At 57.2% G+C, this 23,964-nt stretch carries 17 protein-coding genes and 1 riboswitch; of the genes, 14 read left to right on the top strand and 3 right to left on the bottom strand.

The window, feature by feature from the left end; genetic code table 11:
- Positions 1-87: 87 nt before the first annotated feature.
- Positions 88-2,085 carry a transketolase gene (tkt, locus tag LT42_RS23700; RefSeq protein WP_037018962.1) on the bottom strand — a complete coding sequence of 666 codons (1,998 nt, stop codon included), beginning with the start codon at positions 2,083-2,085 and terminating at the stop codon, positions 88-90.
- A 258-nt stretch (positions 2,086-2,343) separates the two neighbouring features.
- Between tkt and LT42_RS23695 the strand changes: the two genes are divergently transcribed.
- The 5 genes from LT42_RS23695 to LT42_RS23675 all read left to right on the top strand — a co-directional run bounded on the left by LT42_RS23695 (position 2,344) and on the right by LT42_RS23675 (position 12,483).
- Entirely contained in the window at positions 2,344-3,339 is a 996-nt protein-coding gene (locus tag LT42_RS23695) for an ArsR/SmtB family transcription factor (RefSeq protein WP_037018960.1), read from the top strand.
- Positions 3,340-3,359: 20 nt separating this feature from the next.
- Positions 3,360-4,550: a methionine adenosyltransferase gene (gene metK / locus LT42_RS23690; RefSeq protein ID WP_037018958.1), complete on the top strand. Its 1,191-nt coding sequence runs from the start codon at positions 3,360-3,362 to the stop codon at positions 4,548-4,550.
- 524 nt (positions 4,551-5,074) lie between these two features.
- Positions 5,075-10,051 (top strand): RHS repeat domain-containing protein, encoded by a 4,977-nt coding sequence (locus LT42_RS23685; protein ID WP_037018956.1) that lies wholly within the window; start codon positions 5,075-5,077, stop codon positions 10,049-10,051.
- A gap of 269 nt (positions 10,052-10,320) precedes the next feature.
- A complete protein-coding gene (gene ligB, locus LT42_RS23680; RefSeq protein ID WP_037018954.1) occupies positions 10,321-12,006 on the top strand; it encodes an NAD-dependent DNA ligase LigB in 1,686 nt (561 codons plus the stop codon).
- Between the two features lie 57 nt (positions 12,007-12,063).
- The gene (locus LT42_RS23675) at positions 12,064-12,483 is read left to right on the top strand and encodes a DUF1090 domain-containing protein (RefSeq protein ID WP_037018952.1); all 420 of its coding nucleotides are present in this window, start codon (positions 12,064-12,066) and stop codon (positions 12,481-12,483) included.
- An 88-nt stretch (positions 12,484-12,571) separates the two neighbouring features.
- On the opposite strand, the gene LT42_RS23670 is transcribed toward LT42_RS23675, so the two are convergent.
- Positions 12,572-12,958 carry an MAPEG family protein gene (locus tag LT42_RS23670; protein WP_037018950.1) on the bottom strand — a complete coding sequence of 129 codons (387 nt, stop codon included), beginning with the start codon at positions 12,956-12,958 and terminating at the stop codon, positions 12,572-12,574.
- Positions 12,959-13,298: 340 nt separating this feature from the next.
- Here LT42_RS23670 and LT42_RS23665 point away from each other — a divergent pair, with 340 nt between their 5' ends.
- From LT42_RS23665 to otnI, 6 genes are all read left to right on the top strand, one after another.
- Positions 13,299-14,120, top strand: coding sequence for a DeoR/GlpR family DNA-binding transcription regulator (locus LT42_RS23665; protein WP_037018947.1), 822 nt, complete (start codon positions 13,299-13,301; stop codon positions 14,118-14,120).
- A gap of 210 nt (positions 14,121-14,330) precedes the next feature.
- Entirely contained in the window at positions 14,331-15,353 is a 1,023-nt protein-coding gene (gene ltnD, locus LT42_RS23660) for an L-threonate dehydrogenase (RefSeq protein WP_276209565.1), read from the top strand.
- Positions 15,354-15,363: 10 nt separating this feature from the next.
- Positions 15,364-16,656, top strand: coding sequence for a 3-oxo-tetronate kinase (otnK, locus tag LT42_RS23655; protein ID WP_037019281.1), 1,293 nt, complete (start codon positions 15,364-15,366; stop codon positions 16,654-16,656).
- 20 nt (positions 16,657-16,676) lie between these two features.
- On the top strand, positions 16,677-17,315 hold the full coding sequence (otnC, locus tag LT42_RS23650) for a 3-oxo-tetronate 4-phosphate decarboxylase (protein WP_037019279.1): 639 nt from the start codon (positions 16,677-16,679) through the stop codon (positions 17,313-17,315).
- Between the two features lie 84 nt (positions 17,316-17,399).
- On the top strand, positions 17,400-18,857 hold the full coding sequence (locus LT42_RS23645) for a GntT/GntP/DsdX family permease (RefSeq protein WP_037018942.1): 1,458 nt from the start codon (positions 17,400-17,402) through the stop codon (positions 18,855-18,857).
- 21 nt (positions 18,858-18,878) lie between these two features.
- Positions 18,879-19,670 carry a 2-oxo-tetronate isomerase gene (gene otnI / locus LT42_RS23640; RefSeq protein ID WP_037018939.1) on the top strand — a complete coding sequence of 264 codons (792 nt, stop codon included), beginning with the start codon at positions 18,879-18,881 and terminating at the stop codon, positions 19,668-19,670.
- A 118-nt stretch (positions 19,671-19,788) separates the two neighbouring features.
- On the opposite strand, the gene LT42_RS23635 is transcribed toward otnI, so the two are convergent.
- Positions 19,789-20,193, bottom strand: coding sequence for an acyl-CoA thioesterase (locus LT42_RS23635; RefSeq protein ID WP_037018937.1), 405 nt, complete (start codon positions 20,191-20,193; stop codon positions 19,789-19,791).
- A gap of 196 nt (positions 20,194-20,389) precedes the next feature.
- Positions 20,390-20,497, top strand: a riboswitch (S-adenosyl-L-homocysteine riboswitch).
- 22 nt (positions 20,498-20,519) lie between these two features.
- Here LT42_RS23635 and ahcY point away from each other — a divergent pair.
- The 3 genes from ahcY to LT42_RS23620 all read left to right on the top strand — a co-directional run bounded on the left by ahcY (position 20,520) and on the right by LT42_RS23620 (position 23,923).
- Entirely contained in the window at positions 20,520-21,929 is a 1,410-nt protein-coding gene (gene ahcY / locus LT42_RS23630) for an adenosylhomocysteinase (RefSeq protein WP_037018935.1), read from the top strand.
- A gap of 188 nt (positions 21,930-22,117) precedes the next feature.
- On the top strand, positions 22,118-22,972 hold the full coding sequence (gene metF / locus LT42_RS23625) for a methylenetetrahydrofolate reductase [NAD(P)H] (protein ID WP_037019277.1): 855 nt from the start codon (positions 22,118-22,120) through the stop codon (positions 22,970-22,972).
- Positions 22,973-23,113: 141 nt separating this feature from the next.
- Positions 23,114-23,923, top strand: coding sequence for a substrate-binding periplasmic protein (locus LT42_RS23620; RefSeq protein ID WP_037018933.1), 810 nt, complete (start codon positions 23,114-23,116; stop codon positions 23,921-23,923).
- Positions 23,924-23,964 lie beyond the last annotated feature (41 nt).

Genomic DNA, 23,964 nt, shown 5'->3' with positions numbered 1-23,964 from the left:
TCGAAGTCTGTCAGCCCAATGTCGGCCGTCTGACAGAATGCATTCGCGGGCAGGCGCGCTCCTGCAAGGGAGGAGCGCGTTGCTGTTTTAGTCTTCCAGCAGCTCTTCAGCCGTGGAGAGGACGTTTTCCAGCGTGAAGCCGAACTCTTCGAACAGCAGGTTGGCAGGTGCCGACTCGCCGAAGGTGGTCATGCCGATAACGCGACCTTCCAGGCCCACGTATTTGTACCAGTAGTCGGCATGAGCGGCTTCGATCGCGATACGCGCGCTGACTTCCAGTGGCAGCACCGACTGCTTGTACTCCGCGCTCTGGGTTTCGAAAACGCTGGTGCATGGCATGGAAACCACGCGCACGTTCTTGCCGTCTGCGGTCAGCTTGTCGAATGCCTGAACAGCCAGACCGACTTCCGAGCCCGTGGCGATCAGGATCAGATCCGGTTCGCCATTGCAGTCGCGCAGCACGTAGCCACCGCGGTTGATGTTTTCCAGCTGCTCGGCATCACGCGCCTGATGTTGCAGGTTCTGGCGAGAGAAGATCAGCGCCGACGGACCATCGTCACGCTCAATGGCGTGTTTCCAGGCGATCGCAGACTCAACGGCATCAGCCGGGCGCCAGCAGTCAAGGTTCGGCGTGGTACGCAGGCTGGTCAGTTGCTCGATTGGCTGGTGAGTCGGGCCGTCTTCGCCCAGACCGATCGAGTCGTGGGTGAATACATAGATGATGCGTTTCTTCATCAGCGAGGACATGCGCACCGCGTTACGGGCGTATTCCATGAAGATGAGGAAAGTAGCGCCGTACGGGACGAAACCGCCGTGCAGAGCGATACCGTTCATGATTGCGCCCATGCCGAACTCGCGAACGCCATAGTGCAGGTAGTTGCCGGTGGCGTCTTCGCCGGTGATGCTGCGGCAACCTTTCCAGATGGTCAGGTTGGAACCTGCCAGGTCAGCGGAGCCGCCGAGGAATTCAGGCAGCAGCGGACCGAAGGCGCTCAAGGCGTTCTGGCTGGCTTTACGGCTGGCGATGGTTTCGCCCTTGGCATTCACTTCAGCCACGTACGCGGCGGACTTTTCAGCGAAGTCAGCCGGCAGTTCACCGCTCATGCGGCGAATCAACTCGTTGGCTTCGGTAGGGAAGGCAGCCGAGTAGGCAGCGAAACGCTGATCCCATTCGGCTTCAACAGCCAGGCCTTTTTCCTTGCCGTTCCACTCGCTGTAGATGTCGGCGGGAATCTCGAAAGGGCCGTGGGTCCACTTCAACGCAGCGCGAGTCAGGGCGATTTCCTCAGTACCCAGCGGGGCACCGTGGCAGTCTTCCTTGCCCTGCTTGTTCGGCGAGCCAAAACCGATGGTGGTCTTGCAGCAGATCAGCGTCGGCTTGTCGCTCTTGTGAGCGGTGTCGATGGCGGTTTTGATTTCGTCGGCGTCATGGCCGTCGACATTGCGGATGACCAACCAGCCGTAGGATTCGAAGCGCTTTGGCGTGTCGTCGGTGAACCAGCCCTCGACTTCGCCGTCGATGGAGATGCCGTTGTCGTCGTAGAACGCAACCAGCTTGTTCAGGCGCAGCGTACCCGCCAGCGAAGCCACCTCGTGGGAGATGCCTTCCATCATGCAGCCGTCACCCATGAACACGTAGGTGTGGTGGTCGACGATGTTGTGGCCTGGACGGTTGAATTGTGCAGCGAGGGTTTTCTCGGCGACTGCAAAGCCGACGGCGTTGGCGAAACCCTGACCCAGCGGGCCGGTGGTGGTTTCAACGCCAGGGGTGTAGCCGTACTCAGGGTGACCCGGGGTGCGGCTGTGCAGCTGACGGAAGTTTTTCAGGTCGTCGATGGACAGGTCGTAACCGGTCAGGTGCAGCAACGAATAGATCAGCATCGAGCCGTGGCCGTTGGACAGGATGAAACGGTCGCGGTCGGCGAACATCGGGTTGGCCGGGTTGTGCTTCAAATAATCGCGCCAAAGCACCTCAGCGATATCCGCCATGCCCATCGGGGCACCCGGGTGGCCGCTATTGGCCTTTTGCACGGCATCCATGCTGAGGGCACGAATGGCATTGGCTCGCTCACGACGGCTGGGCATCGCTGATCTCCTGGGGCAGATAAAAGTGGGACCGGAAAAAGGCGGCCATTTTCCCTCAGGCACCCTCCGGGGGCAATGACAGATCACGCGCCATCGGTTATTTCCTCGCGGACTGACGCGTTTTCGTACAACCCGCGTAAAGTGTGAGCTTAAACGGCAGAATCACGGCGCCGGACCGCCGCCACTGATCGAGCAATATCAAAACTTTTTGATATTGCCCTTGCGACCGGGCAGGTCGATAACTAGACTGCTTGCCTTATGAATCTACGCGTGCCTGCCATTAGCCATGATGAATGCGACGAGTTGGCTGCCTTGTGCAAAGCCGGCGGCGATCCGCTGCGGCTGAATGTCCTGCGCGCGCTGTCGAACGACTCCTTCGGCGTGCTGGAGCTGGCGCAGATTTTCGCCATCGGCCAGTCCGGCATGAGCCATCATTTGAAGGTGCTGGCACAGGCCGACCTGGTCGCGACGCGGCGTGAAGGCAATGCGATCTTTTACCGACGCGCCCTGCCCCACGCCGAGCATACCGGCGGCAAGCTGCATGCGGCGATGCTGGAAGAAGCCGACAACTTGCGTCTGCCTGACGATGTCCGGATGCGCATCGGACTGGTGCACCGTCAACGTGCGAATGCCAGTCAGGACTTTTTCGCGCGCACGGCAGAGAAATTTCGTGCCCAGCAGGACCTGATCGCAGGGCTGCCGCAATACCGCGACAGCCTGCTGTCGTTGCTCGACAAGTTGAGCTTTCCTGCTGGCGCAACCGCAATAGAAGTGGGCCCTGGCGATGGCGGTTTTCTGCCTGATCTGTCACGCCGTTTCCGGCATGTTACAGGTCTGGACAACAGCCCGGAGATGCTCGATCTGGCGCGCAAGATCTGCACGCAAAAAGCGCTTGGTAATGTTGAGCTGAAACTGGCCGATGCATTGGCCGATGCTGAAATTTCCGGCGATTGTGTGGTCTTGAATATGGTGCTGCACCATTTCGCCGCGCCCGCCGAGGCACTTAAACAATTGGCCAACCTGTTGCAACCGGGCGGTAGCCTGCTGGTGACAGAGTTGTGCAGCCATAACCAGAGCTGGGCGAAGGAAGCCTGTGGCGATCTCTGGTTGGGCTTCGAACAGGAAGATCTGGCCCGTTGGGCCATCGCTGCGGGGCTGGTCCCCGGGGAAAGCCTGTACATAGGCTTACGTAATGGTTTCCAGATTCAGGTCCGCCATTTTCAGCGACCGGCTGGCGACACTCACCATCGGTAATAATCAGGAAAACCGTCGAGATGAGCGAATACTCCCTTTTCACCTCCGAGTCCGTGTCCGAAGGACATCCGGATAAAATCGCCGACCAGATTTCCGATGCGGTGCTGGACGCCATCATTGCTCAGGACAAGCAGGCTCGCGTTGCCGTGGAAACCCTGGTCAAGACCGGTGTGGCCATCGTCGCCGGCGAAGTCACCACCAGCGCGTGGGTTGATCTGGAGCAGATCGTTCGTGACGTGATCTGCGAGATCGGCTACACCAGCTCCGACGTCGGCTTCGACGGCGCGACCTGCAGCGTGATGAACATCATTGGCAAGCAGTCTCCTGATATCAACCAGGGTGTTGACCGCGCGAAACCTGAAGATCAGGGCGCTGGCGACCAAGGCCTGATGTTCGGCTATGCCAGCAACGAAACCGCCGAGCTGATGCCTGCGCCAATCGCGTTCTCGCACCAACTGGTCCACCGTCAGGCCGAAGCCCGCAAGTCCGGCCTGCTGCCATGGCTGCGCCCGGATGCAAAATCCCAGGTCACTTGCCGCTATGAAAACGGCATCGTGGTGGGTATCGACGCTGTTGTTCTGTCGACTCAGCACAACCCTGAAGTCGCCTACAACGACCTGCGCGAAGGCGTGATGGAGCTGATCGTCAAGCACGTGCTGCCGGCCGAATTGCTGCACAAAGACACCCAGTTCCACATCAACCCGACCGGCCAGTTCATCATCGGCGGCCCGGTGGGCGACTGCGGCCTGACCGGTCGCAAGATCATCGTCGACAGCTACGGCGGCATGGCCCGTCACGGCGGCGGCGCGTTCTCCGGTAAAGACCCATCGAAGGTTGACCGCTCGGCAGCGTACGCTGGCCGTTACGTCGCCAAGAACATCGTTGCGGCCGGCCTGGCCGAGCGCTGCGAGATTCAGGTCTCCTACGCCATCGGCGTTGCCCAGCCTACGTCGATCTCGTTGAACACCTTCGGCACCGGCAAGATCAGCGACGACAAAATCGTCAAGCTGGTCCGCGAGCACTTTGACCTGCGCCCTTACGCGATCACCACCATGCTCGACCTGCTGCACCCGATGTATCAGGACACCGCAGCCTACGGCCACTTCGGCCGCACGCCGCAAACCAAGACCGTGGGCGACGACACCTTCACCACGTTCACTTGGGAAAAAACCGACCGTGCGGATGCATTGCGCGCTGCTGCCGGGTTGTAATACGCCTTAAGTTTGAGGCGTCTCCAAAAGCCCCTGACGACTTCGGTTGTCAGGGGCTTTTTGGTTTCTGGCTTCGGACTTGTCGTTATTTCCGCATGACGTTTTATGCCCTCGGCGAAACCATCAGCCCGTCCTATCAGAAGTCTGATCGCCAAGGCTCGCTAACGCACAGCCGCCTTGCGGCTATTTGGAAAACAACTCCTTGAGGTCTGCAAAGGCTTAAATAGAAACCGCAATAAATATAATCGCAAAAAGATCTAATCAGTAACTTGTTGAAAGTTATGATCTTGCACTTGACCCAAGCACTCTGCAGACGCGTATCCACCTATACTGGCCTAAGATTGAAATAGCTCACTTATTGGGATTGAGGTCCTAGCGTAGCAAGGGACCTTAGCCGCAACTTGCCAACTGCAAAGCAGTAACGCGCACCTTGCACTTAAAGCTATTAACGATCAGTCATGAGCCAGGGAAAGCACCGAGAATTTTTGCCTGAACAAGACAACTTAACTTAGGATATCAAAATCATGACAACAAGCACTCACAACGGCGCCGTTAACTTTCACAGCTACATCGAAAGCGGCGTCGATCCCCGGACGGGTACATTTTCCGCGAACATACTGCTAGGCACTCTTTTAGAACCTGATTTCGATGTACGACTATGCTACTCACCCTTGAATCAAAAAGACTTCGGGTTTGGACACGGATGGCGCATTCCCGTGACTATCTACAACACTGAAAGTAAACTACTCTCTCTTAGTGACGGAAGAATGTACGAAGTTGAAGAAAACGAAAGCGCGCTTACGCTAAAGGATAATACCGGAGACATCCATGCTGTGAAGGTGATGCAACCGGACGGGGTAAAGATCACTTACCGCGACACAGGGATAGTCGAGTGGTTATATAAGAAGAGCGATTGGTATGCCTGCACCGCGCGTACGTCTCCCAGTGGCGAGGCAATGTATTTCAAATGGCATGTGGAAGAATATGGCGAATTCCCAAAAATCATGCTGAGGGAAATCTTCAAATCCTCAACGACATTCGACACAGTTGATGATAACGAAATAGAAAAAAACGTGCTGCTTAGAATTAACCAAGATTCTATTGATTTCTTTTCTTCTGAAATACAAACCTCAGAGATATCGATTGCTTTATGGCCTTCAGAAGATGAGGAGCGTTATTTCGCACTTACGCTTACCGAAAATCAACTCACTCAGATGAACAACTTATCATTTGCGCCAGCACTGCGGTGGGAGTTTGACTACGACGCAAGTCTTTCACCCATAAGACTTCATAAGATTACATCACCACTGGGAAAAGTTGAAACCGTTGTCTATTCCAATACCTTAGATGTAAACGGACACAACCGCGTCGCGAAGCAAAACACATACGGTGCCGGCACGCCGAGTGAACATGATGCGGCCGAATCGCCGTCTTGGACAGATTGTTACGGCTACCACCTTGACCGACCGCATCTGATTTGTATAAAAAAGCGTGGCCCGCTAAACTTCAATGATTATAACGTGAATAACAGACTAGAATGCACGGCATTAATTTATGAGAAAAAACGCTTCCACGAAGTATCAAAAATTGAGTTTACTGAAACTGTGCACGCCCCGATAGATGAAGCCAAGCTTTTTTGTGGACGATTGGAAAATCATGCACCAGGAGTATTGAAGCGAACCGACACCATCTACTCCATTTCTTGCTATGCTCTGCCTGCATACGAAATTACTCGCATCATGAATGATACCTCGCATCATTCACCTATACTGACAAAAGAATATACTTGGGATAGTTATGGGCGATTAATCAGCAAATCCGACGACAGTGAATCGGCCTCCGACGAATACACCTACCTCAATGACAATGGCACCGAGAATGCATTGCTAGCGCTTCACGTACACATCGGCATGGATTCGACGACTACAGATAACTACACTTACAACATGCTATCTGCAGCGGCCTACGGGTTGAAGTCGATTCCAAGATTGCAATCAAATTTTCTGCAAGCCATGAGCAGGGTAACTACTGACACACCCTTTGTCGAATTATCAACATGTGAGTATTTTGATAAGCCTGGAACGTTTCTCCATGGAAAATTAAAGCAACAACAAACTTACCTGCTGGAAAAGGGTGCGGCAGTCAAAGACACCGCCCCCGTTCAGACAACGACTCATCGATACTCTTTGGAAGGCGGAAAGCAGACCATCGAATCCACAATCACCGGCTTTGATAAAGCTGTCGCGACAATCGCAATTGTCAAATCGATCTACACAGGCTTGACACTGAGAGAGAAAGACATTGATGGAAATGTCTCCGATTACAGCTGGGATCCATTGTCTAGGCTGACAAAAATTGTCAATAACCCAACTACGCCCTATAGATCGGAAGAAACATTTACACATGGCATTATCGACACCAAGAACAGCTACGCTAATGTCTTTGGAAGCGAACAGCCCTCAGCCTGCTTTAGAGGATATATCATTCAGCGAGACAGTACGGGGCGGAAAATACTGACTGGGCACGACCCGCACAACCACGAGGTTCAGACATGGGTATTCCATGAGACAGAATCCGGAATAGAGGAAATCCCCCAATGGGTCCTGACAGAGGAAAAAATATACGATTTAGCGCATAGAGTAATTAAGCATACACTGATTGAAACTGACGACCTGACCACACGACGCGCTGAGTATAAGACCGTCTATCTGACGCCTTATTCCTACTGGACCTATCACGAGCGGGCTCCCAAGAAATACGATGTTGTTCATACGCTTATTAGTGAATGCTACAACACTCGCATCACCACCTACATCGATTCAGATGTTCTGGTAATTCCTGAGAGCGAAACCACGATGATAACAAAGCTAGAACATTCCGACCTTACAGCGAATATCAAATCGAAAAAATTTCATGGAATCGATACTTGGGACTCAAGCGCAACTTACGCAATTCCAAACCTCAACTTTAAACCCGGAAAAAATAAATGCTGGTCCTGCTTAGAACAGCTTGACGCACGGGGCAATGTGATTGAAAAGCGCATTTATACTATGGACGTCGCAGCGGAGGATGGGCACAGCTTCTCCTCGAAATTAGTTCCAGTTATGTACTCATCTAAAACCTATGAATATAACCAGCAAAATACCGTAATCTCCTTCCAAGATGAATACAACAATCTGACGGCCTTTAAACGCGACATTCATAATCGGCCATCCCTCATTACTCGCCCAGACGCCAGCACGCTTGAATATGCCTATGCCAGGCACAGCGATAAATCATTGATCACCCAGCTCCGTGTGGCTTCGGCTGGTACAACAGTTTCCTTGGGCACACAGGTGTTCGACGGAATTGACCGACTCAAGGAATTCGAGAGCGGGGGACGTAAACAAACCTTTGAGTACTCTGCGGATGGGCAAGCGCCAACAAAGATAATAAAACCCGACGGTAAACATTTGCAGTACGATGTCATTAGGGAATTCGGTGGTGCCATCAGATCCATAAAAGCAGAGGGTATCGAACACAGCTTCGAGTACCTCTCGGATACGGGACTTCTCAGGGGATACAGTGATCAAAGCGGTTATAAGTCAGTCTTGGCGTATGACAGCCACAGAAACGTCATCAAGGAAGATATCATCCAGCTTACCGACCAACCTAATAGAACCCTGTCTAAAAAGTTTTCGCCCACCGGTAAATGCACAGCCTTCACCGATGCTGCAACCAGGCAGCAGATCGTGACATACACCAACGGAAAAATCGCCACCGCAGAAGACTCGGACAGCAAGATCAGTAACGAGTACGGTGCATTCGACAAAATCATCAAACAAACGGCGACTGATAAACCAACCAAAAAAACGCTTATCACGTATTTTGCGTATGACATACTGGGCAATGAAACCTCCCGTACGATCAAGACCTCAGGAAAGACAGACAATCTGGTTATCAGTCAGACACTGCGCAAAAACAACCAATTGGCAACTCGCACAGTGATGGAGGGTAAGAAAACGCTCAGAGACGAAACGTTCAGTTATAACAACGTAGATATGCTTACCGACTATACATGCGTAGGAGACGACCTGCCTCTGGATGGCTATGATAAGCCGATCTCCAGGCTTGAGCTTACTTATGACGCTTTCGCTAACGTGACGCAGTGCGCCACTCATTTTGGCGGTGCTAAGGACACTGCGACCTTTTTCTATGAAAATGCCGAAGACCCGTGCCAATTGACGCGGATATCGCACACTCACGGCGACTATCCGAAGCTGATTGCACTTAGCTACGACGCCAACGGGTGCATGACCAAAAATGAAAAAGGTCAGACACTAACTTACGATGCACTCAATCGCTTGGCCAGTTTGAAGGATGGTCAGGACACTTACCACTATCACTATGACCCGCAAGGCAAGCTCACCTCGCGGACCAAATTGAAGATCCGCAGCGAATGGTATTACCAGCCAGGTGGGGAATATCCGCTGCTCAGCAACCTGATCATAGGGGACACCCATACGCGGGTTACTCGTATGGCCGAGCAGGTTACGGCAATCGTGACAGGAGTCACTGTACAGCTCATTGGCATAGACAGAATGAACTCGCCCGTGATTGTGCTGGAGGGTGACGGTAGCAGCAACACTCAAAAGTACTCCCCTTCAGGTCATCCGAATTCTGCACTGGTTGTGGGGCAATCAGGTGAACTGTATGACGAAGTCGGTGGCTTCTACCATCTGGGCGAGCGGCAATACAGTCCGCGCCTACTTCGCTTCACAACCCCTGACAGCTGGAGCCCTTTCGGGGAGGCAGGGCCCAATTGTTATACCTATTTGGACCCGGTGAATTGCCGGGACCCCGAAGGCCACCTTTCAGGGTGGGCCTGGTTTGGTATTGCGATGGGTGTGCTGGCGATCGTGCTGGGCGTTGTCACATTGGGCGCGAGCATCGCCGCGATGGCCGCTTTCGGGGCGACGTATGCTGCTGCATTCGCCGCTATTGGGGCCATTTCGACCATTGCGTCCGGCGCTGTAGGGATCGCTGCTGCTGCGGTGTCGGAGAGCGACCCTGCGCTTTCCAACACCCTGGAGTGGGTATCATTTGGCCTGGCGGTTGTGGGCCTGGCGTTCGGCATGGGTGCAGGGTTTGCTCCCGGCGCATCGAGAATGGCGATGAGGGGCGTCAGGGCCGCTGCGCCGAAACTTGGTAGGGCAGCCCGCTATGCTGTGCAAGCCCGAGTTGTGGAAGGCTTGGAGATGAAGCCAATCAGCTCAGTCATTTCTCGCTCCGGCGTGGAGATGGAAATGAAGTTCATCGGAGGGTCCAAATACGCCTTTAGCACCGCTTCCAGCGTTACCAGTGGTCTCCAGAGCGCGATGAGCGGCGTGTTCATTGAGACGCTTGCTAGAATTGCAGCCCAGCCTGCGGTCCGGATGGTAGGCACAACGATGGGGATGATGTCACTTTTGGGGCTTGGCATCGGAGCGAAGCAGCATGGGCAGAGACAAATGGCACGTTGACCGGCGTTAACACAATCCCGCGAACCGATAGGTCAAACGTGATTAACCCAATGACCTGCCGGTTCGCGGCCTGTGCGCTTCATCAGAATCTGCGATCAAGCTGGCTTGAGACGAATCTTGCGGCAGTCAGTCGTGACCTCTAAGGCATGGCTCCAAGTGTTACCCCGTCATCTGCACCGGCTCAAGACAAACCCGGTAACCAACAATGGTTTAGAACCACCGCCTACAACCGCTAGCCTTCCTTGCTCACCCCAAGCAAGGACGCTCCGATGCTGTTTTTCCTCCGCCTGCTCGCCTGCGCCGTTTTCGCCTTTTACTCGGTTAGCGCCACCGCCCAATCCTGCCCCGACTGGCCGCCCGCAAAAGCCCGAAGCGAGATCCTTGCGCTGCAAAACCAACTCGCCCAATGGGACGACAGTTACCATCGCCAAGGTGTCTCGCTGGTGGCAGACGAGCTTTACGATCAGTCCGCTCAGCGCTACGCCGAACTGCGCAAATGCTTCGCCGAAGCCACCGTCGCGACTGCTCATCCGCTGCAAACGGCTCGTGGCCCGGTCGCACACCCTATTCCTCACACCGGCCTTACCAAACTGCCAAACGAGGCAGACGTTCAGTCTTGGCTAAAAGGCCGAAGCGACGTCTGGATCCAGCCCAAGGTAGACGGTGTGGCCGTCACGTTGGTCTATGCAGACGGCAAGCTGGTCAGCGTGATCAGCCGGGGCGATGGGGTTTCGGGGCAGGACTGGACCGGACATGCGCTGCAAATCGAGGCGATCCCTCGCCATCTGCCTTGGGAAAAGGATGTGGTGCTGCAAGGTGAGCTGTACTGGAAGCTGACAGACCATGTGCAGGCTGACGCAGGCAGTCTGAACGCTCGCAGCAAAGTGGCGGGCTTGCTGGCACGGCATGCCATTAGCGCCGAAGAAGGCGCGCAGGTAGGCCTGTTCGTGTGGGACTGGCCGGAAGGTCCTTCGGACATGAACGAGCGGCTGGCAGGGCTCAGGGCCTTAGGCTTCGAGGACAGTGTTCGTTTTAGCGAGCCATTGCAGGGCTTCGCTCAGGCAAAGAACTGGCGAGAGCATTGGTATCGAGCACCGCTGCCCTTCGCGACTGACGGCGTGGTCATCCGCCAGGGCGAGCGGCCTTCCGCCGAACATTGGCAGGCAAAAGCGCCCTACTGGATCGCCGCCTGGAAATACCCGTTCGCCAAGGCGTTGGCTGAGGTGCGCAAGGTTCAGTTCAACATCGGACGCAGCGGCAAAATCACTCCCGTGCTGCACATCGAGCCCGTGCGCCTGGATGACCGCAATATTGCGCGAATCAGCGTTGGCTCACTGAAGCGCTGGCAGGACATGGATATCAGGCCCGGTGACCAGGTGGCGCTCAGCCTCGCAGGCCTGACGATTCCGCGACTGGACGCCGTGGTGTCGCGTAGCGTTGAGCGGGTACCGCTAAATGTCCCGCAGCCCGGGCAATATCACTCACTCAGTTGCTGGCAGCCAGTCGATGGCTGCGAAAGTCAGTTTCTTGAGCGGCTGAAATGGCTGAGCGGCAAGAAGGGGTTAGCGCTTGGCGGTGTAGGACCGGGCACCTGGGACACGTTGATCAGGTCTGGGCACATCAACGGTTTATTGGACTGGATGAACCTCGACAGTGCACAGCTTGCTAACATTCCGGGGCTGGGAGAGCGCAGCAGCGCTAAACTGCTGGCAAGTTTTCAGGCCGCCCGTGAAAAGCCATTTGCTGTCTGGCTCAAAGCCATCGGATTGCCGCCCGCTACGGGTGTTGATCTGGGTGAGTCTTGGGCGCCGCTCGCCTCGCGAAGCATCGTGGAATGGCAGGCTGAACCCGGCATCGGTTCGGGACGTGCGAAGCAATTACACGCGTTCTTTCAAGACCCGCAGGTGCAAGCGTTAACCAGGCAATTGCGGGACAAAGGCATCAACGGTTTTTAGTGTTCAGGGCCGCATGATTGTGTAGAGCGTGCGGCCATGTGTATTCGAGGAGTATTCATGAAATTTCTGTCATCCCTTTTCGCAATCGCCGCGTGTGGGCTTCTGGCGGCGCCTGTATTCGCCGCGGAGCAAGCACCGCAATTGTCCGGCTGCGCCGCGAAGCGCCAAGACATCACCACGCAAATCGAAAACGCCAAGGCCGCCGGTAACGCCAGTCAGCAGGCCGGGCTGGAAAAAGCACTTAGTGAAATGAACGCCAATTGCACTGACGCTGACCTGCTCAAACAGCAGGAACAGAAAGTACTGGACGCCAAACGCGAAGTCAGCCGCCGCCAGGCCGACTTGAACAAGGCCATGAGCAAGGGCGATCCCGAGAAGATCGACAAACGCAAAGACAAGCTCGCCGAGTCCCGCAAAGAATTGCAGGACGAGCAAGAGAAGCTTGAGAAAGTGCAGCCCGACGAGGATGACGACTGAGGTTGTCTGCAGCCCTTTATCTTTTTCTGCCTGAGTGACCGGGCTCTCTCGCGGCTAGATCTGAGGTGTCAGCACTACGGTCGAGGGATCAGACTGAAACGCCAAACAGTGCGATGACCAGCCCGAGGCCAATCGCCCATGCCAGCGAGCGCAAGGCGGCAAGATCCGCCAGGTAGAAAATGATGTAGAGCAGCCGGCTCGTCACGAACAAGACGGCGAGTACGTCGATGGTCACAAGCTGCGCAACGCCCGCAACGTGGGCAATGATGACGCCGGCTGCGAATCCTGGAATCGCTTCGAAGCTGTTTTGCTGCGCGGCGTGGGCGCGACGGGGCAGGCCTTCAAGGTTGTCGAGGAAGTCGCGCGGGTTGTGATTCTGCCGGGCGCCAAACTGTCCGCTGCTGAATTTCGCAATCGAGGTGCAGAGCAGCGGCAACAGGATCACGACCAACACACACCAAAACGCTACGGTCATATCTGCATCCTTTCTTCAGGGTTTGAGCTTCATGAGAAGCATAGTGGCCAATTCAATGCACAGCTAAGAGCCGCAGCCAGCCGAAAGGTTCTTTCAGTCCTGCATGCCCTTTGTAGGACCGGCTTTAGCCGGAAAGGCGTTACCCATCACCCCGCAATTTCGCGGCGCACATGCGGGCCTCTTCCCGGCTAAAGCCAGTCCTACTAAACATCGCATTCAATCAGTTAAACGAGCGTAACTCCGCATCGATTGTTCGTCGTTACTGCCACGGCCAGTCCGATTGGCTAAGATGCCAGCCACGCAGCCGATCACGGCTGTATGTCGTTGCCCAGGAGCCTGCATGTCCAGCGAAGATGACGCCACCCTCAGTGGCGCAGCGCCGATGATTCCCGATCAGCGCCGGGAGTTGATGCTGCGTCAGTTGCGCAAGCATCAGGTGCTCAGCGTGCATCAGCTCATGGAAATGTTCGATTGCTCACACATGACGGTCCGCCGCGATATCGCGTTGCTTGAGCAAAGTGGACGCGCCTATTCAGTGACCGGAGGCGTGCGTATCGCCAGTCAGGTGCATAGCGAACCGAGCCATCAGTCCAAGGCGGTGGTGGAGCTTCCGCACAAGCAGGCAATGGCGAAACTGGCCGCCGGCCTGCTGCACCCCGAAATGACCGTCTACCTGGACGCCGGCACCAGTACGCTGGAAATCGTGCCCTATATCGCAGCGCTGGCGGGCATGACAGTGGTGACCAACGATTTTGGCGTGGTCAATGCCCTTGCCGACGCCACCCATGTGGATGTGATTCACACCGGCGGGCTGCTCGATCACCCAAACCGGTCCTGCGTGGGGGGCCTGGCAGCGGCAACGCTGCGGCAGCTGGCAACCGACGTTGCATTCATGTCCACCAGCTCATGGGATTTCCAGCGCGGCACCACGACACCTTCTGCTCTCAAGGTTGAGGTCAAACAGGCGGCGATGCAGGCAGCCTCGCGCAGCGTGCTGCTGACGACCAGTTCGAAATACGGCACGTTTGGCATGTACAAGGTCGCGGGCCTGGAGCAGTTCGACACGATCATCAGTGACGAGCACCTAGCCCAGGGTGCAGCGGACAGCATCCGGGCGCTGGGGGTCGAGCTGATGTTGGCATCGGTGGATCAGCCACGCTAATCGGCGCTGACCTCAATCTGATGACTCAATTTGTAGTAGCCGACCTGCTGGCGAATGCGTTGGGCCAGACGCCCCTCCCCTGAACAATAAACACGGTTCGCGAGCAAGCCGGCTCCTACAGACCCGTTCTGCTCATTCCAGATGGGCACGTTGTTAAGACCCCGGCAGTGCGCCGGGGTTTTTTTTGCCCAAAAAACCGAATGTTAAATTTTGTTAACCAAAAATAGCACTTCACATTATCCGATCACAGGTTCACTATCTTTAACAGATCAGAACAAACACCGTTCGAGTGCTGATGAACGTCGGCGCTCACCCGAGGAGAGATTCATGGATAACAAGAATGTCGGCGTCATTGGTTTGGGCGCGATGGGATTGGGTATCGCACGATCGCTGCTGCGCAGTGGCTTCAACGTTCACGCCTGTGACGTCCGCGCAGCCGTTACACAGCAATTCGCCGGCGAAGGTGGCGTTGCCTGTGAATCTCCCGCCGCAATGGCTGCGGCCTGCGACGTCATCATCACCGTCGTGGTTAACGCCGAGCAAACTGAAACCGTGCTGTTCGGTGACAACGGCGCAGTCGCCGCTCTACGCCCAGGCAGCCTCGTGATCGGTTGCGCCACGGTGGCACCCACCTTTGCCATCGAACTTGGTCAGCGTCTGACTGAGAAAGGCCTGCTCTACCTCGACGCCCCCATTTCTGGTGGTGCTGCCAAGGCAGCCGCGGGTGAGATGACCATGATGACGTCCGGCCCGGCTGACTCCTACACCAAGGCAGACGCGATCCTCAACGGCATGGCCGGCAAGGTTTACCGCCTGGGCGACGTTCACGGTCTGGGCTCAAAAGTCAAAATCATCAATCAGCTGCTGGCCGGCGTGCACATTGCGGCAAGTGCCGAAGCCATGGCGCTGGGCCTGCGTGAAGGCGTGGACGCCGACGCGCTTTACGAAGTCATCACCAACAGCGCCGGCAATTCGTGGATGTTCGAAAACCGCGTGCCGCACATCCTCAAAGCGGACTACACACCGTTGTCGGCCGTGGACATTTTCGTCAAGGACCTGGGCCTAGTGCTGGATACCGCGCGAGCCAGCAAATTCCCGCTGCCGCTGTCGTCCACTGCCCACCAGATGTTCATGCAAGCCTCCACCGCAGGCTTTGGTCGCGAAGATGACTCAGCCGTGATCAAAATTTTCCCGGGCATCGAACTGCCGACCGCCAAGCCTGAAAACAACTGAGATGACGCTGATGAGTATTACGACTCCGCGCCCTCTGCTGGGCTGCATCGCCGATGATTTCACCGGCGCGACCGATCTGGCCAACATGCTGGTACGCGGCGGCATGCGCACCGTGCAAAGCATCGGGATCCCGAGCGCCGACAGCCTGGCTGACCTCGATGCCGACGCCATCGTCATCGCGCTGAAATCACGCACAACCCCGGCCAACGAAGCCGTAGAGGAATCTCTGGCTGCGCTGCAGTGGCTGCGCGATCGCGGCTGCGAGCAGATATTTTTCAAATACTGCTCCACGTTCGACTCAACCGCCAAAGGCAACATCGGACAGGTCAGCGAAGCGCTGCTGAAAGCACTCGATAGCGACTTCACGTTGGCCTGCCCGGCGTTCCCGGAAAACGGGCGCACGATCTTTCGCGGCCACCTGTTCGTTCAGGACCAGCTGCTCAACGAATGCGGCATGCAAAACCACCCGCTAACGCCGATGACCGACGCCAATCTGGTGCGTGTGCTGCAATCGCAAACGGTGCAGAAAGTCGGCCTGTTGCGGTATGACAGCATCGCCAAGGGCGTCGATGGCGTGCGTGCGCGTATCAAGGCGTTGCGTGCTGAAGGGGTGGTCATGGCGATTGCCGACGCCTTGTCGGACGCTGACTTGTACACCCTTGGCGAAGCCTGCGCCGAGCTGCCACTGCTGACCGGTGGATCGGGTCTGGCGCTTGGCTTGCCCGGTAACTTCCGCAAGGCCGGAAAGTTGCGCGACATTGATGCCGCTCAGTTGCAGCAGGTTGAGGGCGGCGAAGCGGTTCTGGCTGGCAGCGCGTCGGTCGCCACCAATGGGCAAGTGGCCGCATGGCTTGAGGCCAATCGCCCTGCCCTGCGCATTGACCCTTTGGCGCTGGCTGATGGCAAGCCGGTGGTGGCAGACGCGTTGGCGTTTGCCCGTGACGCTGGGCAAACCGTTCTGATTTATGCCACCAGCAGCCCGGAAGAAGTCAAAGCGGTGCAGCAAAAACTTGGCGTAGAACGTGCCGGGGCGTTGGTCGAGGATGCGCTCGGACAAATAGCCCGCGGCTTGCTGGACGCTGGCGTCACGCGCTTTGTCGTCGCGGGTGGGGAAACCTCAGGTGCCGTGGTTCAGGCCCTGGGCGTGAGCCTGCTCAAGATCGGCGCGCAAATCGACCCCGGTGTCCCAGCAACCATCAGCAGCGGCGACAAGCCTCTCGCGCTGGCGCTGAAATCCGGAAACTTCGGTGGCCGCGACTTTTTCGACAAAGCCCTCAAGCAACTGGCGGGAGGTGCCCGATGAGCAACGTGACGAGCAGTTCAGTGAGCGCCGAGAACGATCAGCGTGAAGAAATCTGCCACATCGGCCGCTTGCTCTTCGGGCGCGGCTACACCGTCGGCAGCGCTGGCAACATCAGTGCCCGCCTTGATGATGGCTGGCTGATCACACCGACCGACGCTTGCCTGGGCCGACTCGATCCGGCGGCCATCGCCAAGGTCAATCTGGCCGGTGAGTGGGTGTCGGGAGACAAGCCGTCCAAGACCTTGGCCCTCCATCGCCAGGTCTACGACCGCAATCCCGGTGTAGGCGGCGTGGTGCATACCCATTCCACGCATCTGGTCGCCCTGACGTTGGCAGGTGTCTGGAAACCTGACGACATCCTTCCGCCCATCACACCTTACCAAGTGATGAAGGTCGGGCACATTCCGTTGATTGCGTATGAGCGCCCTGGCTCCCCGAACGTGGCCGCCCAGGTCGCGAAACTGGCCAACAGCGTGCGCGGCGTGATGCTTGAACGACTCGGCCCGGTGATATGGGAAAGCTCGGTTGCCAAGGCTTCCTATGCGCTGGAAGAACTGGAGGAGACGGCCCGCCTCTGGCTGATGAGCAACCCCAAACCCGCGCCGCTGGATGCAGCGGCGCTGGAAGAACTGCGCCAGACGTTCGGCGTGAACTGGTAACCCCAACGGCGTTTTGACCGAATACCGGATTCCCGGTATTCGGCGGACCGGCCTCGCCGGAAAACAATAACAACGGGACACAACATGACTCCTCTATTTCTGATGATGGTCGCCGGGGCCGGCATTGCGCTGCTGCTGCTATTGGTCCTGAAATACAAGTTCCAGCCGTTCGTGGCGCTGATGCTGGTCAGTATCATCGTGGCATTGGTGGCTGGCGTTAAGCCGGCCGACCTGGTCGCGACCATCGAAGGCGGCATGGGCAAAACCCTTGGCCACATTGCGATCATCATCGCGTTGGGCGCCATGATCGGCCGCATCATTGAGCTGTCTGGCGGCGCCGAAGCACTGGCCAAGACACTGATCAACCGCTTCGGCAATCGGCGCACGCCTTTGGCGCTCACCGTGGCGGGCTTCATGGTCGGCATTCCGGTGTTCTTCGAGGTGGGTGTGATCATCCTCATGCCGCTGGCCTACGGGGTTGCCCGTGCTGCACGCAAGCCGTTGTTGGTTTATGCGTTACCCATGTGCGCCGCGTTGCTGTCGGTACACGCCTTTCTGCCGCCGCACCCGGGAGCCGTTGCTGCGGCCGGTCAACTGGGTGCAGACCTTGGCCGCGTGCTGATGTTCGGGCTGCCGATGGTGGGGATTCTGTGCTTGATCGGCTACCTGATCGCCGGGCGCATGACCCGCAGGGTGTACCCGATGACCGACGATATCCGCAGCGAAGTGTACGGCCCGCACGTCACCAACGAAGACCTCGTGGCGTGGGCGAACAACGACTATTCGCGCGCCACTGAAACGACACACACCAAAGAGCTGGGCGCCGAAGAAAACGCCAGCAGTCTGGCCGCACGGTTGCCCAAAGCACCTGCACCGGGCGCAGGCATCATCATCGCGCTGATCCTGCTGCCGATCATCCTCATCCTGTTGGGCACGCTGGCGACCACGCTGTTGCCGGCCGACTCAACGTTGCGCAGCGTACTGACCGTTCTCGGCGCGCCACTGGTTGCGTTGCTCATCGACACGCTGTTGTGCGCCTGGCTGCTGGGCTCGCGGCGTGGCTGGAGTCGCAGCCAAGTGTCCGACGTCGTGGGCTCCGCGTTGCCGGGCGTAGCAATGGTTATCCTGATCGCCGGCGCCGGTGGCGTGTTTGGCAAAGTGCTGGTCGACACCGGAATCGGCGCGGTGGTCTCCGAAGCGCTGCGCAACACAGGGCTGCCGGTACTCGCTCTGGGCTTTCTGTTGACGCTGTTGTTGCGCGCCGTACAGGGCTCGACCACAGTGGCGCTGGTAACCACGGCCGGTATTCTCAGCCCGCTGATCGCGACCCTGAACCTGAGTGCCAACCACATGGCCCTGCTCTGCCTGGCCATGGGCGGTGGCGGTTTGGCGATGTCGCACATCAATGACGCCGGTTACTGGATGTTCACCAAACTGGCCGGCCTGAATGTCGCCGATGGCCTGCGCACCTGGACTTTTCTGGTGACTGTTCTGGGCACGCTGGGCTTTCTGATGACACTGCTGCTCTGGCCATTCGTTTAACGGGATTATTGGGAGATAACCATGCCTCGCTTCGCTGCCAACCTCAGCATGATGTATCCGCAACACGACTTCCTGGCGCGTTTCTCTGCTGCGGCGAGTGACGGTTTCAAGGGCGTGGAATACCTGTTTCCGTACGATTTCAAGGCTGAGGACATCAAGCTGCGCCTGGACGACTTCGGCCTGACCCAGGCGCTGTTCAATGCCCCGCCTGGCGACTTCAGCAAGGGTGAACGCGGCATCGCTTCGCTGGCCGGTCGCGAGCGCGAATTTCGCGACGGCTTCCAGAAAGCGCTGGACTATGCGGCGGTACTGGGCAACGACCGTATTCACGTGATGGCCGGGCTGCTGCCCAGTGAAGACCTGCGCCAGCAGCACCACGCCGTGTATCTGGAGAACCTGAGCTATGCCGCACAGCAAGCGGCCAAGGTCGGAATCACCGTATTGATCGAGCCGATCAATACGCGTGACATCCCGGGCTTCTTTCTCAACCGTCAGGACCAGGGCCAGGCCGTTCGCAAAGAAGTCGGCGCTGACAACCTGTTGGTGCAATTTGACTGCTATCACTGCCAGATCGTGGAAGGCGACGTGACCAGCAAACTGCGTCGCGACTTCGCCGGCGTCGGTCACATCCAGATCGCCGGCGTGCCAGACCGGCATGAGCCGAGCATCGGAGAAGTGAACTACCCGTGGCTGTTCGAAGAGATTGACCGCCTCGGCTACTCCGGCTGGGTAGGCTGCGAGTACCGGCCGAAGGGCGATACCAGTGAAGGATTGCAGTGGCTGCGGGATTGGCGCGCACTCCATCCGGAGTGAGCCTAGATTCAACCTGTAGGACCCGGCTTGCTGGCGAAGACATCGGCACAGTCAGCATCGTTGGCGCTGGACCGACACGTTCGCGGGCAAGCGCGCGCCTACAGACGGCTTTACCCCATCACTCGTTGATCAATTCTTCCTTGAACTGATCTTTCACGTAGGTGATTTCTGTCTTGCCGTGGGGTGCAGGCAAGCCGTCCTCGCCCAGATTAACGAAGACCATCTTCTCAACGGTGAGGATGCTCTTGCGGGTGATCTTGTTGCGCACTTGGCAGGTCAGCGTGATGGAAGTGCGACCAAACTCGGTCGCCGTGATGCCCAGCTCGATGATGTCTCCCTGGCGCGAGGCGCTAACGAAATTGATCTCCGAGATGTACTTGGTGACGACGCGCTGGTTGCCCAGCTGAACAATCGCGTAGATCGCCGCCTCTTCGTCGATCCAGCGCAGCAGGCTGCCGCCGAACAGCGTGCCGTTGGGGTTGAGGTCTTCAGGTTTTACCCATTTGCGCGTGTGAAAGTTCATGGGGGCTCCGGGGTGTCTGGGAGACGATGGTGGGTGTGCCCCAGCTTCAAGCTTCAAGCCTGAAGCTGCAAGTTAAAAGCAGGTCCGCTGTTGTATACCGCCTGCCGCTTGCAGCTTGCCACTTGCAGCTCAAAGAAAGATAATCCCCACCGCTTCAAAAAACGGTCATCACACCTTGTTACCGTTTTCCCGCCACCTGTCCGAGGGGCGCTGCAGCAGGTCAGACCTGTCAGGCTCGGATGGGGCGTTGTTTGATCAGGCTCTCGCCGATCAAGCTTTAAACGCACAACGGCGCCCATTCGCATACTACGAATGGAGAACTCTTGATGAGTGCTGTACTGACGCCCACCGAATTCAACGACTACAAAGTTGCCGACATTTCCCTGGCTGCCTGGGGCCGTCGCGAAACCATCATTGCCGAATCCGAAATGCCTGCCCTGATGGGCCTGCGTCGCAAGTACGCCGGCGAGCAACCGCTCAAGGGCGCGAAGATTCTTGGCTGCATCCACATGACCATTCAGACTGCCGTGCTGATCGAAACCCTCGTTGCACTGGGCGCCGAAGTTCGCTGGTCGTCCTGCAACATCTTCTCGACTCAGGATCAGGCCGCTGCCGCTATCGCTGCAGCCGGTATTCCGGTATTCGCCTGGAAAGGCGAGACCGAAGCCGAGTACGAGTGGTGCCTTGAGCAGACCATCCTCAAGGACGGTCAGCCATGGGACGCCAACATGATCCTCGACGACGGCGGCGACCTGACCGAGCTGCTGCACAAGAAGTACCCGGCCATCCTCGACCGCGTCCACGGCGTTACCGAAGAAACCACCACTGGCGTTCACCGCCTGCTGGACATGCTGGCCAAGGGCGAACTGAAGATTCCTGCGATCAACGTCAACGACTCGGTTACCAAGAGCAAGAACGACAATAAGTACGGTTGCCGTCACAGCCTGAACGACGCCATCAAGCGCGGCACTGACCACCTGTTGTCCGGCAAGCAAGCGCTGGTCATCGGCTACGGTGACGTGGGCAAGGGTTCGGCTCAGTCGCTGCGTCAGGAAGGCATGATCGTCAAGGTCACCGAAGTTGACCCGATCTGCGCCATGCAGGCATGCATGGACGGTTACGAGCTGGTTTCGCCGTTCATCAATGGCGAAAACGACGGCACCGAAGCTAGCATCGACAAGGCGCTGTTGGGCAAGATCGACCTGATCGTCACCACCACCGGTAACGTCAACGTCTGCGACGCGAACATGCTTAAAGCCCTGAAGAAGCGCGCTGTGGTCTGCAACATTGGTCACTTCGACAATGAAATCGACACCGCTTTCATGCGCAAAAACTGGGCATGGGAAGAAGTGAAGCCGCAAGTGCACAAGATTCACCGCACCGGCACTGGCGCGTTCGATCCACAGAACGACGACTACCTGATCCTGCTGGCCGAAGGCCGTCTGGTGAACCTGGGCAACGCCACGGGTCACCCAAGCCGCATCATGGACGGCTCGTTCGCCAACCAGGTGTTGGCGCAGATCTTCCTCTTCGGCCAGAAGTACGCCGACCTGAGCCCTGCCCAGAAAGCCGAGCGTCTGACCGTTGAAGTGCTGCCCAAGAAGCTGGACGAAGAAGTGGCTCTGGAAATGGTGCGTGGCTTTGGCGGCGTTGTGACCAAGCTGACCAAGACCCAGGCCGACTACATCGGCGTGACCGTTGAAGGTCCATTCAAGCCGCACGCTTATCGCTACTGATATGTCTGCGGAGCGTGCTCGGCATTCGGGCACGCTGCTCCCGCACGAACGGCCGTAACTTGTAGGAGCCGGCTTGCTGGCGAAAGCGTCAGGTCAGACACTTTGATGTCAGCCAAGCTGCCGTTTTCGCCAGCAAGCCGGCTCCTACAGGGTTCGCGTCAGGCTTTTGAGCTTCCAAGGTTATGACCATGTCCCAAGACCGTAGCTACAGCTTCGAATTCTTCCCGACGAAGACCGACGCTGGTCATGAAAAATTGCTGGCCACGGCGCGTACGCTGGCCAGTTACAACCCTGAATTCTTCTCCTGCACCTATGGTGCCGGCGGCTCCACCCGCGACCGCACGATCAACACCGTGCTGCAGCTGGAAAAAGAAGTACACGTTCCGGCGGCTCCGCACCTCTCCTGTGTCGGGGACAGCAAAGCCGATTTGCGCAGCTTGCTTACCCAGTATCGCGAGGCGGGCATCAAACGTATTGTGGCGCTGCGCGGTGACCTGCCTTCCGGCATGGGCATGGCCAGCGGTGAGCTGCGTTATGCCAATGACCTGGTGACCTTCATCCGTGAAGAAACCGGTGATCACTTTCATATCGAAGTCGCTGCCTACCCTGAAATGCACCCTCAGGCGCGCAACTTTGAAGACGATCTGAAAAACTTCGTGCGCAAGGCCAATGCTGGGGCCAACAGCGCCATCACCCAGTATTTCTTCAACGCCGACAGCTACTTTCACTTCGTCGAGCGCGTGCAGAAGCTGGGCGTAGAGATCCCGATCGTTCCAGGGATCATGCCGATTACCAACTACAGCAAACTGGCGCGTTTCTCTGACGCGTGCGGTGCGGAGATCCCGCGCTGGGTTCGCAAGCAGCTGGAAGCGTACGGCGATGACAGCGCGAGCATTCAGGCTTTTGGCGAACAGGTCATCACTGAAATGTGCGAGCGCCTGTTGCATGGCGGCGCGCCTGGCCTGCATTTCTACACGCTGAATCAGGCTGAACCGAGCCTGGCTGTCTGGAACAATCTGAAGCTCTCTGCCCAAACGGCATGAGCCAGATGTACTGAACGGTGATGCCGGGATGGACAGGTTTTGTCAGACCAAGCCTGTCCATCCGGTCCTTCAGCTGCGCAATCGTTTCCAGTTGAGAATCATTGCTTTTATTTAGTCAGCTCGCGTCGTACCCTCGCGCGCATGTCGCCTATTTTCCACATATCCGTCGCAGCCCTTCTGGCCTGCCTCAGCTTCAGCGCTGTGGGCGAGAAACTGCGAATCGTGACCGAGCCCTGGTCGCCCTACGTCATCGTGGACAAAAATCAGGCATCCGGACTGGATTACGACACCACCGCGATCGTATTCCAACGCCTGGGCATCGACGTTGAATGGCAGTTCCTGCCGTGGAAGCGCTGCTTGATGATGTTGCACGACGGGGAAGCCGACGGGGTTCTCGACATTTTCAAGGACGAGGAACAGACGGATTTGTTGTACCCGAGCGAGCCGCTTTCAAGCATCGACTGGGTATTGTTTCAAGCCAATGCCAGGCCGCACGCGGTCACGGGCGTGCAAGACCTGCAGGGGTTGACCGTCGGCGTGTCGCCTGGGTACAGATACAGTGCGGCTTTTGACAGCTCGACCTTGTTCATCCGAGAACCGGCGCCCAGCCATGAAGCAAATTTCGGCAAGCTGGTTCGTGGTCGCATCGACTTGATGGTGACTGACCGCTTGCTGGGTCAGCAGATGATCGAGCGACTCAAGCTGGGAGATCAGGTCAGCGAACTGCCCTTCACCATTAACCATCGAGGGCAGTATCTTGCCTTGCGTCGCAACGCCGGCATGGATCTACTGGCACAGCGGTTTAGCGCCGAGTTGAAGAGGTTCAAGCGCGAACCCGCTTACGCGAAGCTGGTGGCCAGGTACACGGGTGAGGCGCACGTCGGCCTTCCTGCAGACGCTGGCAAGGGAACCGATAAAACCGTTGAGCAGCAGGAAAGCAGCGCGTTGTGATTGCTCTGTTATACTCCGGCGTCCCCGCCAGGCTTTCGCCC

The organism is Pseudomonas lutea (genome assembly GCF_000759445.1).
Classification (GTDB): Bacteria; Pseudomonadota; Gammaproteobacteria; order Pseudomonadales; family Pseudomonadaceae; genus Aquipseudomonas; species Aquipseudomonas lutea.
This window is presented reverse-complemented; position numbering and strand designations above follow the sequence as displayed.

Coding starts and splice junctions, on each gene's coding strand:
- tkt (WP_037018962.1), bottom strand. CDS start 2,085: ATGCCCAGCCGTCGTGAGCGAGCCAATGCCATTCGTGCCCTCAGCATG.
- LT42_RS23695 (WP_037018960.1), top strand. CDS start 2,344: ATGAATCTACGCGTGCCTGCCATTAGCCATGATGAATGCGACGAGTTG.
- metK (WP_037018958.1), top strand. CDS start 3,360: ATGAGCGAATACTCCCTTTTCACCTCCGAGTCCGTGTCCGAAGGACAT.
- LT42_RS23685 (WP_037018956.1), top strand. CDS start 5,075: ATGACAACAAGCACTCACAACGGCGCCGTTAACTTTCACAGCTACATC.
- ligB (WP_037018954.1), top strand. CDS start 10,321: ATGCTGTTTTTCCTCCGCCTGCTCGCCTGCGCCGTTTTCGCCTTTTAC.
- LT42_RS23675 (WP_037018952.1), top strand. CDS start 12,064: ATGAAATTTCTGTCATCCCTTTTCGCAATCGCCGCGTGTGGGCTTCTG.
- LT42_RS23670 (WP_037018950.1), bottom strand. CDS start 12,958: ATGACCGTAGCGTTTTGGTGTGTGTTGGTCGTGATCCTGTTGCCGCTG.
- LT42_RS23665 (WP_037018947.1), top strand. CDS start 13,299: ATGTCCAGCGAAGATGACGCCACCCTCAGTGGCGCAGCGCCGATGATT.
- otnK (WP_037019281.1), top strand. CDS start 15,364: ATGAGTATTACGACTCCGCGCCCTCTGCTGGGCTGCATCGCCGATGAT.
- LT42_RS23645 (WP_037018942.1), top strand. CDS start 17,400: ATGACTCCTCTATTTCTGATGATGGTCGCCGGGGCCGGCATTGCGCTG.
- otnI (WP_037018939.1), top strand. CDS start 18,879: ATGCCTCGCTTCGCTGCCAACCTCAGCATGATGTATCCGCAACACGAC.
- LT42_RS23635 (WP_037018937.1), bottom strand. CDS start 20,193: ATGAACTTTCACACGCGCAAATGGGTAAAACCTGAAGACCTCAACCCC.
- ahcY (WP_037018935.1), top strand. CDS start 20,520: ATGAGTGCTGTACTGACGCCCACCGAATTCAACGACTACAAAGTTGCC.
- metF (WP_037019277.1), top strand. CDS start 22,118: ATGTCCCAAGACCGTAGCTACAGCTTCGAATTCTTCCCGACGAAGACC.
- LT42_RS23620 (WP_037018933.1), top strand. CDS start 23,114: ATGTCGCCTATTTTCCACATATCCGTCGCAGCCCTTCTGGCCTGCCTC.